The sequence below is a fragment of the uncultured Sphingomonas sp. genome, from assembly GCF_964244235.1.
GTDB lineage: Bacteria > Pseudomonadota > Alphaproteobacteria > Sphingomonadales > Sphingomonadaceae > Sphingomonas.
The window spans coordinates 1-12,573 of sequence record NZ_CAXTII010000078.1 but is presented as its reverse complement, the minus strand read 5'-3'; the positions used below and the strand labels follow the sequence as shown (position 1 = coordinate 12,573).

The window sequence follows — 12,573 nt, the reverse complement described above, 5'->3', positions numbered from 1 at the left end:
TGCACTGGAGCACGACGCCGACGATGTTCTTGCCGATGTCGTGCACGTCGCCCTTCACGGTCGCCATGATGATCTTGCCCTTGCCGCGCGCGCCGGGCTCCTTCGACGCCTCGATGAAGGGCAGCAGGTGCGCGACCGCCTTCTTCATGACCCGTGCGCTTTTAACGACTTGCGGCAGGAACATCTTGCCCGATCCGAACAGGTCGCCGACGACGTTCATGCCGTCCATCAACGGCCCCTCGATCACCTCGATCGGCCGCGCGAACAGCTGGCGGCATTCCTCGGTATCCTCGACGACATGCGCGTCGATGCCCTTGACCAGCGCATATTCCAGCCGCTTGCCGACCGCGAGGCCGCGCCATTCCGCCGCCTGCTTCTCCGCCACCGCATCGGTGCCGCGATAGCGCTCGGCCAGCGCGACGAGCCGGTCGCCGGCTTCCGGATCGCGGTTGAGGACGACGTCCTCGCACGCGGTGCGCAGTTCGGGGTCGATCGTGTCGTAGACATCGAGCTGCCCGGCATTGACGATCGCCATGTCCATGCCCGCAGGAATCGCGTGAAACAGGAACACCGAATGCATCGCGCGCCGCACGGGCTCGTTGCCACGGAAGCTGAACGACAGGTTGGATAGCCCGCCCGAGATATGGCAATGCGGGCACCGCGCCTTGATCGCCTTGCAGGCTTCGATGAAGTCGACCGCGTAGTTGTTATGCTCCTCGATCCCCGTCGCCACCGCGAAGATGTTGGGATCGAAGATGATGTCCTCGGGCGGGAAGCCGATGCCGGTCAGCAGGTCGTAGGCGCGCGCGCAGATCTCGACCTTGCGCGCCTCGGTGTCCGCCTGCCCGACCTCGTCGAACGCCATCACGACCGCCGCCGCGCCGTACGCCATGCACTTGCGCGCCTGGGCGAGGAACTGTTCCTCGCCCTCCTTCATGCTGATCGAATTCACGATCGGCTTGCCGCTGACGCATTTCAGCCCCGCCTCGATCACCGACCATTTCGAACTGTCGATCATGAAGGGCACGCGCGCGATATCGGGTTCGGCGGCGATCAGCTTCAGGAAGGTCGTCATGGCATACTCGGCGTCGAGCAGCCCTTCGTCCATGTTGATGTCGACGACCTGCGCGCCGTTCTCCACCTGGTTGCGGGCGACCTCGACGGCCTTGGCATAGTCGCCCGCCATGACGAGCTTCTTGAACGCCGCCGATCCGGTGACGTTGGTGCGTTCGCCGATGTTCACGAAATTGGTGGAGGAGGTCATCTTATTTCTTCCCCCCTCCCGCGAGCGGGAGGGGCCGGGGGTGGGCGCTCGCCAACCGCGAGCGATGTACGAGGAGGAGAGCGAGCGCCCACCCCCTAGCCCCCTCCCGCTCGCGGGAGGGGGAATAAAGATCACGCCGCCATGAAGAACGGCTCCAGACCCGCCAGCCGCGTCCTTACCGCCGGTGTCGGAAGCACGCGCGGCGCAACGCCCGCCACCCCTTGCGCAATCGCCGCGATATGCGCAGGCGTCGATCCGCAACAGCCGCCCAGCACGTTGACCTGACCCGCCTGCGCCCACTCCCCTACCAACCCCGCGGTCGTCGCGGGCATCTCGTCATACTCGCCCAGTTCGTTGGGCAACCCGGCGTTCGGATACACCATGACGAGCGTGTCGCAGATCTCGCTCAGCGTCTTCACATGCGGCCGCAACTGCTCGGCACCGAAGGAACAATTGAGCCCGATCGTCAGCGGCTTGGCATGGCGCACCGCGTGCCAGAACGCCTCGACCGTATGCCCCGACAGGTTGCGCCCGGACAGGTCGGTGAGCGTCATCGACAGCATGATCGGCAGGTCGCGCCCCAGATCGTCCGCGGCGTCGATCGCGGCCATGATCCCCGCCTTCGCGTTCAGCGTGTCGAACACCGTCTCGATCAGGATGAAATCCACCCCCCCCTCGACCAGAGCGTCGATCTGTTCGCGGTACACGCCCTTCAGATGGTCGAAATCGATCTCGCGGTAGCCGGGATCGTTGACGTCCGGGCTGAGCGACAGCGTCTTGTTGGTCGGCCCGATCGCGCCCGCGACGAAGCGTGGGCGCCCGTCCTTCGCCTGGAACTCGTCCGCGATCCGGCGCGCGAGCTGCGCGGACTGGACGTTGATCGCGCGGACCAGATGCTCCGCGCCGTAATCCGCCTGGCTGATGATGTTGGCGGAGAAGGTGTTGGTCTCGGCGATGTCCGCACCCGCTTCGAAATAGGCGCGGTGGATGGATTCGGGGACCTCGGGCCTGGTCAGCGCGAGGATGTCGTTGTTGCCCTTCTGATCGTGGGTCAGGCCCAGGTCGCCGGCATAGTCCGCCTCGGACAGTTTCCAGTTCTGGATCTCCGTCCCGAACGCGCCGTCGGTGATGAGGATTCGCGTGGCGGCTTCGGCGAGGAATGTTTCGCGGATCGTCATCGTCTTCTCTCCTCCCCTCCCGCTTGCGGGAGGGGATTGAGGGGTGGGCGCTCGCCATCCACGAGCGGTGTCGTCGGAGGAGAGCGAGCGCCCACCCCCCAGCCCCCTCCCGCTTGCGGGAGGGGGAGAAGAAGTTACGCCGCCGCCATCCGCTCGCTCACCTTCGCCCTCACCCCCAGCAAATGACAGATCGCAAACGCCAGTTCCGCCCGGTTGAGCGTGTAGAAATGAAACCCGCGCACCCCACCGGCATAGAGCCGCCGACACAACTCCGCCGCGATCGTTGCCGCGATCAACTGGCGCGCGTCTGGATGATCCTCCAGCCCGTCAAACAACCGCGCCATCCACGCCGGCACGTCGGTCCCGCACATCGCCGCCATCCGCTTCACGCTGGCGAAGTTCGTCACCGGCATGATCCCGGGCACGATTTCCGCATCGATTCCCGCCGCCGCCACCTTGTCGCGGAACCGGAAATACGCCTCGGGCGAGAAGAAGAACTGCGTGACCGCGCGCGTCGCGCCATTGTCGAACTTGCGCTTGAGATTGTCGAGGTCCGCCGCCGCATCGGAGGAATCGGGATGGCATTCGGGATAGGCCGCGACCGATATCTCGAACGGATGCAGCTTCTTCAGCCCTGCGACCAACGCCGCCGCATTCTCGTACCCGCCGACATGCGGCGCGAACGCCGCGCCCGCAGTCGGCATGTCGCCGCGGAGCGCCACGATATGCCGCACGCCCGCGGCCCAATATCCCTGCGCGATCTCGTCGATCTCGCCGCGCGTCGCCTCGACGCAGGTCAGATGCGCGGCCGCCGCCAGCGACGTCTCGCGCTGGATGCGGGCGACCGTCGCATGCGTCCGCTCGCGCGTCGATCCGCCCGCCCCATAGGTGACCGACACGAACCGCGGGCCGAGCGGCTCCAGCGTACGCACCGCGCCCCAGAGCTGCTCCTCCATCTTCTCCGTCTTCGGCGGGAAGAATTCGAAGCTGACCGCCATGTCACCCGCCAGATCGGCGTAGAGCGGCGCCTCCAGCGCGCGGCGCGCCTCCTCCAGTTGCGGAACCGATATCGTCGTCATGCCGCCCTCACCTCTCTCAGGCTCGCGCCGTTGCCAGAGCCGATTTTTCGCCCGAGCCACAATTTCACCGTCAGCTCGCCGCCCACCAATGTTTCCACGCGCGCCGTCTGCAAACCCGCAGCGTCGAACCAGCCCGCGATCTGGCCATCCGCGAAACCCAGCCGGGTATGCGCGTCGCTGACCCGCAGCTCCTCACGATCGTGGGGGGCGAAGTCGGCGATCAGCAACCGCCCGCCCGCCGCCAGGACACGACCTGCCTCGACAATCGCCGCGCCCGGCTGCTGCGCGAAGTGGAGGACGTGGTGCAGGATCGCGACGTCCGCGGTGCCGTCCGCCATCGGCAGCGCGTAAAGGTCCGCCTGGCGCAGTTCGGTGTTCGCCGCCCCCGCCAGCTTGGCACGCGCCAGCCGCAGCATCTCGGACGATCGATCGATCCCGAGCGCGGCATCGGCTTGTGCGCCGAACAGTTCCAGCATCCGCCCGGTGCCGGTACCGATATCGATCAGCGATCCGATCGGCGCATGACCGAGCACCGTCGCCATCGCCGCCTCGACCTCGCTATCCGCGACATGGAGCGACCGGATCGCATCCCATTCGCCCGCATGCGCCTCGAACCACTGCGCCGCCGACGCCGCCCGGTCCGCGCGCACCGCCGCCAGCCGCGCCGCATCCGCGACCGCCCAGTGATCGGGCTCCGCCTTCGACCATTCGTCCAGCGCCGCGGCGACGGGGGCGACCGCCTGCGGCCGGCCGAGCGCCACGAACACCCAGCTGCCCTCCTTGCGCCGTTCGGCGAGACCCGCGTCGCACAGGATCTTGACATGGCGCGACACGCGCGGCTGGCTCTGCCCCAGCACCTGCGCCAGTTCGCCGACCGATAATTCCATCGACCGTAACAGCGCCAGCATGCGCAACCGCGTCGCGTCGGCAAGAGCCCGGAAGATGTCGAGTGCGATCGTCACGACATGACATATAAAGAATTCTTTATATGAGGTCAACGCGCTCGTCGGTGACTTTGGCGGAGCCGATCCGCTGTGTATAACGTTGATCACTTTTGCGGAGACCAACATGCAGCGCCTCGCCCTCTCGCTCGCCACCGCCACCGCCTTGATCGGCATCGCCGCCTGCAGCCCGAAGGCGCGGAACGACACGGCGGAGGCCGCGGACAGCATCGCCGCCGATGCGAACGCGACGACGCGCAACGCGATCAGCGATGTCGATGCCGCCAGCGACCGCGCGCTCGGCGCGGCCCAATCGTCGATGGACAATATGGGCACCGATCTGTCGCCCCGCGCGCACAAGGCCGGTGACGCGATCGGTAACGCCGCGGACCGTGCGGCCGACGCGACCGGGAATGCGCTGGTCAAGGCCGGCGATGCGCTGAAGAAATGATCCGCCTGCCGATCCTGGTCGCCGCCGTCGCGATGCTCGCAGCATGCTCGTCGCACGGCGATCAACCGGGCGCGGTGACCGCCGACGAGGCGCGCCAGCTCAACGACGCCGCCGCGATGCTGGACGCGAACAGCATGGACGCGAACGCCGTCACCCCCGACGACAATGAAAGCGATACCCGATGACCAATTTGCATCGGCTCGGCTCGACCGACCTGAAGATCGCTCCCCTCGTGCTCGGCGGCAACGTCTTCGGCTGGACCGCGGACCGCGACGCGAGCTTCGCCGTCCTCGACGCATTCGTTGCCGGCGGCGGGACGATGATCGATACCGCGGACGTCTATTCGGCGTGGGTGCCGGGCCATCAGGGCGGCGAGTCCGAAACGGTAATCGGCGAATGGCTGAAGACGAGCGGCAAGCGCGACGACGTGTTGATCGCGACGAAGGTCGGCATGCTGCCGGGCGAGGGCGGTGCGAAGCTGGCCCCGGCCCGGATCGCCGCCGCCTGCGAGGCCTCGTTGCAGCGGCTCGGCACCGACCGGATCGATCTCTACTATGCGCATCAGGACGACGATGCGGTCCCGCAGGAGGATGTCGTCGCAGCGTTCGGCAAGCTGATCGACGCAGGCAAGGTCCGTGTGATCGGCGCGTCCAATTTCCATGCCGGTCGCCTGAAATCGGCGGTCGAAGTGGCGGAGCGGGCCGGCCTGCCGCGCTATCACGTGCTGCAGCCCGAATATAATCTGGTCAGCCGCGGCAGGTTCGAGGGTGAGTTGCAGGATTATTGCGTCACCGAAAATATCGGCGTGCTGCCCTATTACAGCCTCGCCTCGGGGTTCCTGACGGGCAAATATCGCAGCGAGAAGGATTTCGGGCAGAGCGTCCGCGGCAGCCGGATGAGCGCGATGCTCGACTCGAATGGCCCCGCCGTCCTTGCGGCGATGGACGCGGTGGCGCAAGAGACCGGCGCGTTGCTGGCGCAGATCGCACTCGCGTGGCTGATCGCGCAACCCGGCATCGCCGCGCCGATCGCCAGCGCGACCAGCGTGAAGCAGCTCGAGGAGTCGATGGGCGCACTGACGCTGGATTTGACGAAGGATCAGCTCGACCGGCTGACCGCCGCGGGAGTGTAGGCGCACTTGCACAAGCGCGCCAATCTCGTCCTCTACGCCGCGCTAGCCGCCAATCTCGGCATCGGTATCGCGAAATTCGTTGCGGCCGGCATCACCGGGTCGTCGTCGATGCTGACCGAGGGGGTTCATTCCTGCGTCGACAGCGGAAACCAGGTCCTGCTGCTGTACGGGCAAAGGCGTGCGGCAAAACCCGCGGACGATGCCCACCCCTTCGGCTATGGTCGAGAGCTGTATTTCTGGGCGTTCGTGGTCGCGATCCTGATCTTCGCGATCGGCGCGGGCGTGTCGATCTATGAGGGGTATCGCCATATCCGGGCCCCGGAGGCGCTGTCGGATCCGGTCGTCAATTATGCCGTGCTTGGCATCGCCGCGGTGCTGGAGGGCGGATCCTGGATCGTCGCGGTGCGCGAATTCGCGACGGGCAAGGGCGACCTTGGCTGGTGGCAGGCGATCCGGCGATCGAAGGACCCGGCTGGCTTCATCGTGCTGTTCGAGGACTCGGCTGCGTTGTTCGGTCTCGCCGTCGCCGCGTTCGGTGTCTGGGCCAGTCACTATTTCGTCGATCCGCGGATCGACGGCATCGCGTCGGTCGTGATCGGGACCGTGCTGGCGCTCGTCGCGATGCTGCTGGCGCGCGAAGCCAAGGGACTGCTGATCGGCGAGCGAGCCGATCCGGCAGTCATTGCCCGGGTCCGCGCGATCGTCGACGGGTATCCCGGCATCACCGCGGTGAACCATGTCCGGACGATCCACACCGCACCGACCAGCATCTTCGTCGCGATCAGCGCGGATTTCGTCGATTCGATGACGATGGGCGACGGCGAGCGCCTGATCGAGACGATCGAGACCGCGCTGAAGAAAGCGGAACCGATGCTCGCGTCGATCTATATCCGCCCGGAACGGCGCGAGGATGCGGTGGCTACGGCACCGGGGCGCGACGGGTCGTGATGCGCCGACCCGATACCTCGGCCCCGCCGATCGGAGTTGCATTCCGGCGAACCTTCGCGGTATTTCCTCGTCTATGAAAGCCTTGCTCCGCCTGCTCGCCCCGATCCTGTTGTCATTGGTCGCGGCGCTTCCCGCCCAGGCTGCGGTGACGATCACGTTCTGGAGCCACGAGCTTGGCAACAGTTTTCCCCATGCGTTCGTTACCCTGCGCGGCATTCCCGATGCGGGTGGCCCACCGGTCGATCGCAACTTCGGGTTTACGGCAAAGGCGGTGACTCCGGCTTTGCTGTTCGGTCCCGTTCCCGGTCGGCTCGATATCGCCAAGCCGGGCTATATCGACGGCAGCACCGCGCAATTCTCGGTCGTACTCACCGACCAGCAATATGCCGCCGTCGTCGCGCTCGCCACCGCATGGGACGACAAGGGTCCCGACAGCACCTACAATCTCCAGACGCACAATTGCGTCCATTTCGTGGAGGAGGCGGCGAGGCTCGTCGGGCTTACGAAGGTAGATTTCCCCGGCCTGATGAAAAAGCCGCGATCGTATCTGCAAGCGGTAGCACAGGCGAACGGGTCGCAGCTCATCGTGATCGATCAGCACGGAAAGGAATATCTTGCGGCATTGCCGCCGATCGCCGCTACGCCGATCGCCGCTACGCCGACCGTACCGGTGCCGGATAAAGCTGCCGCTACGAATTAGGAACCAGTTCGATCACGTCGAGGGTCGCTTCGAAGCGCGGATAAGGGAAGCCGATCCGCCAACGCGAAGGCCCCACGCGTTCCACCACGCCCGCCATATTGCGATTTACGTCGCGGCCATAGGCCAGCACATGGCCCTCGTCCGCCATTGCCAGCGACCCCAGGAACACGCCGCGCACGTCGGAATCCGCGAACAGCGTGCCCGTGGTGCGTTGAGCGGCCCCCAGCATCGAAAAACCGAATACCGGCCCGGTAGCAGCGATCTCGCACGGTACCGCGGCCCTGGCCGAAAACCCTTGCGGCCCGCCCAGCTTAACGACCCGACATCGATATCTGCCCGGCGGCGGCAAAGGGTCGGCCAGCGCGACATCGGGGTCGAGCAGCGCACCCTGCGATCGTACCGATCCGCCCAGCCCGTTTGCATAGGCGAGGCGGACACCATCGGCCCACGCCATCCGCAGCCGCCGCAGCCGGTCGCGATCGGGCAGCGTCGCCACGCGTCGCCAGTCCCGCGGCAGGTCGCGCGCGGCACCGACCGGCTGCGCCGCGACGATAGCCATCAACGCCAGCGTTGCTGCCGTCCGCATCGTCATGCCGCCGTCCAGCCGCCATCGATCGACAGGTTCGCGCCGGTGATCGACGCCGCCTCGTCGCGGCACAGGAACAGCGCGAACGCCGCGACCTGTTCCGGGGTGACGAACTGCTTCGTCGGCTGCGCCGCCAGCAGCACGTCGCTTATCACCTGGTCGCGCGTCAGTCCCCGCGCCTTCATCGTGTCGGGGATCTGGTTTTCCACCAGCGGCGTCCAGACATAGCCGGGGGAGATGCAGTTGACCGTGATCCCGTCGGTCGCGGTTTCCAGCGCGATCGTCTTGGTCAGGCCGTCGATGCCGTGCTTGGCCATGACATAGGCCGACTTGTTCGGGCTCGCGACCTTGGAATGTGCCGACGCGGTGGAGATGATCCGCCCCCATTTGCGCGCGCGCATGTGCGGCACCGCGGCGCGGATGACATGCCAGGCGGATGACAGGTTGATCGCGATGATCGCATCGAACCGATCGACCGGGAAATCCTCGATCGGCGCGACATGCTGGATGCCCGCATTGTTGACGACGATATCGACGCTGTCCGTGGCCGCGACCGCCCGCGCGACCATCGCCGCGACCTCGTCCGGCTTCGTCATGTCGGCGGGGTCGTAAAGCGCGACCGCGCCGCTCGTCGCGGATAGCGCAGCGCGTTCGCGCTCGATCGCGGCGGCATCGCCGAAACCGTTGATGACGACCGCGGCCCCTTCCGCAGCGAACGCCTTGGCATAGGCAAGGCCGATGCCCGACGTCGATCCGGTCACGATCGCGGTTCTGCCCTTCAGGAACATGCGTTTCTCCTATCGCCCCGGATCGAACGCCGCGGTGCGGCCGGTCAGCAGATTCTCCGCGACCAGTTCGGCGTTCTCCATCGTCCGATCGACCGCCGTCTGCCCCGCCGACCAATGTTCCAGCATCGTCCGCGTCGAGAATTCGTAATCGCGCGACCCGCCCTCCCAGGCGTTGGCGCGGTAGATGATATGGACCAGACTGACCGGCTTCTCCGCGGCCAGCGCAGCCAGCGCCTTGACGTCGCGGTCGTTCGCCAATGCGTCGGGCAGCTTGGCCAGCACGCGCCGCGTCAGTTCGCGCTCCTTGCGCAGCCGCAGCAATTGGTCGGTCACCTGCCGCGTCCGGCTGGAGAAACGGATTTCCTTTTCGCGCGCCAACACATCCATGATCGTTCGCGGGCGCTCCGCGGCTGCGGCAAACAGATCGACCTGAAACACCAGCGTCTCACCCTGCTGATGATCGAGGACATGCGTCAGCGGGGTGTTCGAGACGAGCCCGCCATCCCACCACCAGCGCCCGCCGATCTCGATCGGCGGCAAGCCCGGCGGCAGCGCACCCGAAGCCATGACATGGCGGGCGTCCAGCCGCTCGTCCGCGGTGTCGAAGTAATGGAAATTCCCGCTTTCGACATCGACCGCGCCGACCGACAGCCGGATCGGCCCGTCGTTCAGCAGATCCCAGTCGATCAGTTGGTTCAGCGTATCGGCGAGCGGTTGCGAATCGTAGAAGCTGGTCGCGTCGAGCGATCCCGGCACCGCCATGAACGGCGGCACGAACCGCGGGCCGAAGAATCCGGGCACCCCCGCCATCGCGACGAAGCCCGCCGACCATTCGTGGACGAATTCACGCACGCGGTCGTCGGGAAAGATCGGAAAGCTGGGCAACGCCATCGTCATTTGTTCCCAGAACGCGCGCAACCGTTCGACCCGGCGCTCGGGCGGGTTGCCCGCGACGATCGCGGCGTTGACTGCGCCGATCGAGATACCCGCGACCCAGTCGATCCGTACCGCGGCATCCGCCAGCGCCTCGATCACGCCGGCCTGGAAACTGCCCAGCGCACCGCCGCCCTGCAGCACGAGCGCGACCTGCGCGGGCAACGGCAAGGCACGCCTGCGTGCGCGGGTGGGTTCGATATCCGCCATCGGCGCGTTCATGGGACGAACCGCGGCGGCGATCAACCGTGCTTGCGTCGCACGCCTGTCCCGGCGCATGGACATGGCGTTTCCACCCACGGGGTAAACGCGCCATGCGGCTCGACGATTTCGATCCCAATATCAACGTCGAAGACGAAGGCTCCGGCGGTGGCGGCGGCGGTATTGGCGGCGGCGGGTTGTTGTTCGGGCTGTTGCCGCTGATCGGCAGTCGATTCGGCTGCGGCGGTATCGTCGTCGTGCTGGTCCTGTTCGCGGTGTTCGGCGGACTCGGCAACCTCGGCTCGCTTGTGGGCGGCGGCGGCCAGTCGATCGCGCCGGCCGGTCAGGCGGGTCCATCGACCAAGGGTGCGTCGGTCGGGACGATCTGCCGCGCCGATGCCGACCGCAAATCCGCCTGCGATGCATTCAGTTCCGCGGACAAGACCTGGACTGGGGTCTTCGGCGACGAAGGCAAATCGTTCACTGCGCCCGGGCTCGTCTTCTACCGCGGCAGCGGCCAATCGGGCTGCGGTGCCGCGCAGAGCGCGATGGGACCGTTCTACTGCCCGACCGACAGCAAGATCTATCTCGACACCAGCTTCTTCGGGGAATTGCAGACCCGCTTCCATGCGGGCGGCGATTTCGCGCAGGATTATGTGATCGCGCATGAATTCGGACACCATATCCAGAACCTGCTCGGCGTCTCCGGCCAGGTCGCGCAGGCCGAACGATCGGGGTCGGCGAGCGGTGCGAACGGGCCTTCCGTCCGGCTGGAGCTGCAGGCGGATTGTTACGCCGGCGTCTGGGCCAACAAGAACAAGGACCGGCTTGACCCGGGCGACGTGCAGAAGGGAATGACGGCCGCACATGCGATCGGCGACGATACTTTGCAGCGGCAAAGCGAGGGCCGCGTCGTGCCCGACAGCTTTACCCACGGCACCTCGGCCGAGCGACAGCATTGGCTGCGGGTCGGTCTGGACAGCGGCGATCCCGCGAAGTGCGACACGTTTTCGGGCGCGATCTGACCGCGATCTGACCAGGCAACGAAAAGGGCGCGGCACCTCGCGATGCCGCGCCCGTTGATCCGCCTTCGATCATGCAACTTCGTGATCAATAGGTCCGCGAAACATTCCGATCGAGCTTGCGGCCCTGTCCGTCGCGCGGACCATCCTGATTGCCGGTGCGATCGCCGAACCGGTTTTCCGCCTCGCTTCGTTCCACGTCGCGCCATTCCTGCTTCGCCTCTGCCGCGGTCTTTCGAAGCGTCACCTTCCCGTCGACGGTCTGTATCCACCGCGACGGGATCATGTGGTGGTGGCCACCCGCATCCTTGTCGGTCCTGGCCAGCAGGATATGATCGCCGCGGATCTTGTCGACCGTGCCGACATGCTCGCCGTCCGACCCGAGGATTTCCATGTGTTCCTCGACCTTGGTCAGGGACAGTCGCTGGGACTGGCGCTCGCCGCGCCATGCCGTGAACTCGGTATGGAACTTGGCCTGATTCTCCTGACGATATTCGGCGAAGTCGCGGTCGAAATCGGCGATCTGGCCGGTGCGCCATTGGTGATACCCCTCATGGTGGTCGTCGTTGCCCCCGCCTTCGTGGCGGGTATCCCGGTCACGACGCCGTTCCGCCTCGTCATCGCCGAACCACGAGCGCACCTCGTCTCCCGCACGCGCCAGGAAATTGCGCTCGTCATAATCGGAGCCTTGCGGTTGCCGACCGACACTGCCCTGTTGCGGCTGACGACCGCCACGGCGGTCGTCGTCTTCATATTCGCGGTAGCGACCCACGTCTTCGAAGCGATGTCCGTCATGCGCGTAGCTGCCGCGATAAAGCTCGCTCTGCCGATCGGTACCGCCACGCTCCTGCTGATGATTGCCGCGTTCCTTATTGGCGCCGCGATACCGGCCTTGCATTCGATCACTGCGACCGGCGCCATATTCGCCAGCCGCGGCATATTCGCGCGCGCCGGATGGATTGCCGGCGGGAGAACGATCCGGCCCGTAATCGGCGGGGTTGTCCCGCCCGTAAAAGTCGGGGTTCGGCTCGTTGGTGGTGCCCGGGTAGCGGATGATCGACATGGTCTTCTCCTGCTCGCTCGCACTATGCCGGTGGGTCAAGCCCTCCGGTATCGAGGAAAAAGCGTTGAGGATGCGGGATTGTTCCAGTGAGCTCACCCGCAAGACGGCGGTCCGGTGCAACATCCGGATGGAGCGTCCGTAACGGGTGCAACATCGCGCGCCGCACCTGTTGCATCCCCCGATGTCCCCCGTTAATGGCAGCGCTCTCGTTGCACCGGAAGGGCGCGGGGCCGTAGCTCAGATGGGAGAGCGCTGCAATCGCACTGCAGAGGTCAGGGGTTCGATTC

Annotated in this window: 14 protein-coding genes; 6 read left to right on the top strand and 8 right to left on the bottom strand. The window is 66.2% G+C overall.

The genetic code is table 11. The features are described from left to right. The 4 genes from ACFE7D_RS11925 to ACFE7D_RS11910 all read right to left on the bottom strand — a co-directional run. A partial coding sequence (locus tag ACFE7D_RS11925; RefSeq protein ID WP_375395634.1) for a dihydropteroate synthase occupies positions 1-1,264 on the bottom strand: 1,264 nt, incomplete at its 3' end. 131 nt (positions 1,265-1,395) lie between these two features. Further along, positions 1,396-2,442: a homocysteine S-methyltransferase family protein gene (locus tag ACFE7D_RS11920; RefSeq protein ID WP_375395633.1), complete on the bottom strand. Its 1,047-nt coding sequence runs from the start codon at positions 2,440-2,442 to the stop codon at positions 1,396-1,398. A 134-nt stretch (positions 2,443-2,576) separates the two neighbouring features. Further along, positions 2,577-3,521 carry a methylenetetrahydrofolate reductase [NAD(P)H] gene (metF, locus tag ACFE7D_RS11915; protein WP_375395632.1) on the bottom strand — a complete coding sequence of 315 codons (945 nt, stop codon included), beginning with the start codon at positions 3,519-3,521 and terminating at the stop codon, positions 2,577-2,579. Further along, entirely contained in the window at positions 3,518-4,483 is a 966-nt protein-coding gene (locus ACFE7D_RS11910; protein ID WP_375395631.1) for an ArsR/SmtB family transcription factor, read from the bottom strand. Before ACFE7D_RS11910 ends, metF begins: the two co-directional genes overlap by 4 nt. 106 nt (positions 4,484-4,589) lie before the next feature. Here ACFE7D_RS11910 and ACFE7D_RS11905 point away from each other — a divergent pair, with 106 nt between their 5' ends. The 5 genes from ACFE7D_RS11905 (at position 4,590) to ACFE7D_RS11885 (ending at position 7,693) form a co-directional block, all read left to right on the top strand. Beyond that, positions 4,590-4,913, top strand: a complete 324-nt coding sequence (locus tag ACFE7D_RS11905; RefSeq protein WP_375395630.1) for a hypothetical protein — start codon at positions 4,590-4,592, stop codon at positions 4,911-4,913. Continuing rightward, positions 4,910-5,098 carry a hypothetical protein gene (locus tag ACFE7D_RS11900; RefSeq protein WP_375395629.1) on the top strand — a complete coding sequence of 63 codons (189 nt, stop codon included), beginning with the start codon at positions 4,910-4,912 and terminating at the stop codon, positions 5,096-5,098. Before ACFE7D_RS11905 ends, ACFE7D_RS11900 begins: the two co-directional genes overlap by 4 nt. Next, on the top strand, positions 5,095-6,045 hold the full coding sequence (locus ACFE7D_RS11895; protein ID WP_375395628.1) for an aldo/keto reductase: 951 nt from the start codon (positions 5,095-5,097) through the stop codon (positions 6,043-6,045). The genes ACFE7D_RS11900 and ACFE7D_RS11895 overlap by 4 nt, the downstream gene beginning before the upstream one ends. A gap of 6 nt (positions 6,046-6,051) precedes the next feature. Beyond that, the gene (locus ACFE7D_RS11890) at positions 6,052-6,993 is read left to right on the top strand and encodes a cation diffusion facilitator family transporter (protein WP_375395627.1); all 942 of its coding nucleotides are present in this window, start codon (positions 6,052-6,054) and stop codon (positions 6,991-6,993) included. Positions 6,994-7,066: 73 nt separating this feature from the next. Beyond that, a complete protein-coding gene (locus tag ACFE7D_RS11885) occupies positions 7,067-7,693 on the top strand; it encodes a hypothetical protein (protein WP_375395626.1) in 627 nt (208 codons plus the stop codon). Here ACFE7D_RS11885 and ACFE7D_RS11880 read toward each other — a convergent pair. Genes ACFE7D_RS11880 through ACFE7D_RS11870 form a run of 3 tightly spaced genes read right to left on the bottom strand, consistent with a single transcriptional unit; the run spans position 7,683 to position 10,210 of the window. Further along, the gene (locus ACFE7D_RS11880; protein ID WP_375395625.1) at positions 7,683-8,285 is read right to left on the bottom strand and encodes a DUF4893 domain-containing protein; all 603 of its coding nucleotides are present in this window, start codon (positions 8,283-8,285) and stop codon (positions 7,683-7,685) included. The two genes, ACFE7D_RS11885 and ACFE7D_RS11880, sit on opposite strands and share 11 nt — an antisense overlap. Then, positions 8,282-9,067, bottom strand: a complete 786-nt coding sequence (locus ACFE7D_RS11875) for a 3-hydroxybutyrate dehydrogenase (protein ID WP_375395624.1) — start codon at positions 9,065-9,067, stop codon at positions 8,282-8,284. Before ACFE7D_RS11875 ends, ACFE7D_RS11880 begins: the two co-directional genes overlap by 4 nt. 9 nt (positions 9,068-9,076) lie before the next feature. Beyond that, complete coding sequence (locus tag ACFE7D_RS11870; protein WP_375395635.1) at positions 9,077-10,210, bottom strand: patatin-like phospholipase family protein; 1,134 nt, start codon at positions 10,208-10,210, stop codon at positions 9,077-9,079. A gap of 104 nt (positions 10,211-10,314) precedes the next feature. On the opposite strand from ACFE7D_RS11870, the gene ACFE7D_RS11865 reads away from it, so the two are divergent. After that, entirely contained in the window at positions 10,315-11,226 is a 912-nt protein-coding gene (locus tag ACFE7D_RS11865; protein ID WP_375395623.1) for a neutral zinc metallopeptidase, read from the top strand. An 85-nt stretch (positions 11,227-11,311) separates the two neighbouring features. Here the strand turns inward: ACFE7D_RS11865 and ACFE7D_RS11860 are convergent, their stop codons facing one another. Beyond that, the gene (locus tag ACFE7D_RS11860; protein ID WP_375395622.1) at positions 11,312-12,286 is read right to left on the bottom strand and encodes a DUF2171 domain-containing protein; all 975 of its coding nucleotides are present in this window, start codon (positions 12,284-12,286) and stop codon (positions 11,312-11,314) included. Positions 12,287-12,573: the final 287 nt, after the last annotated feature.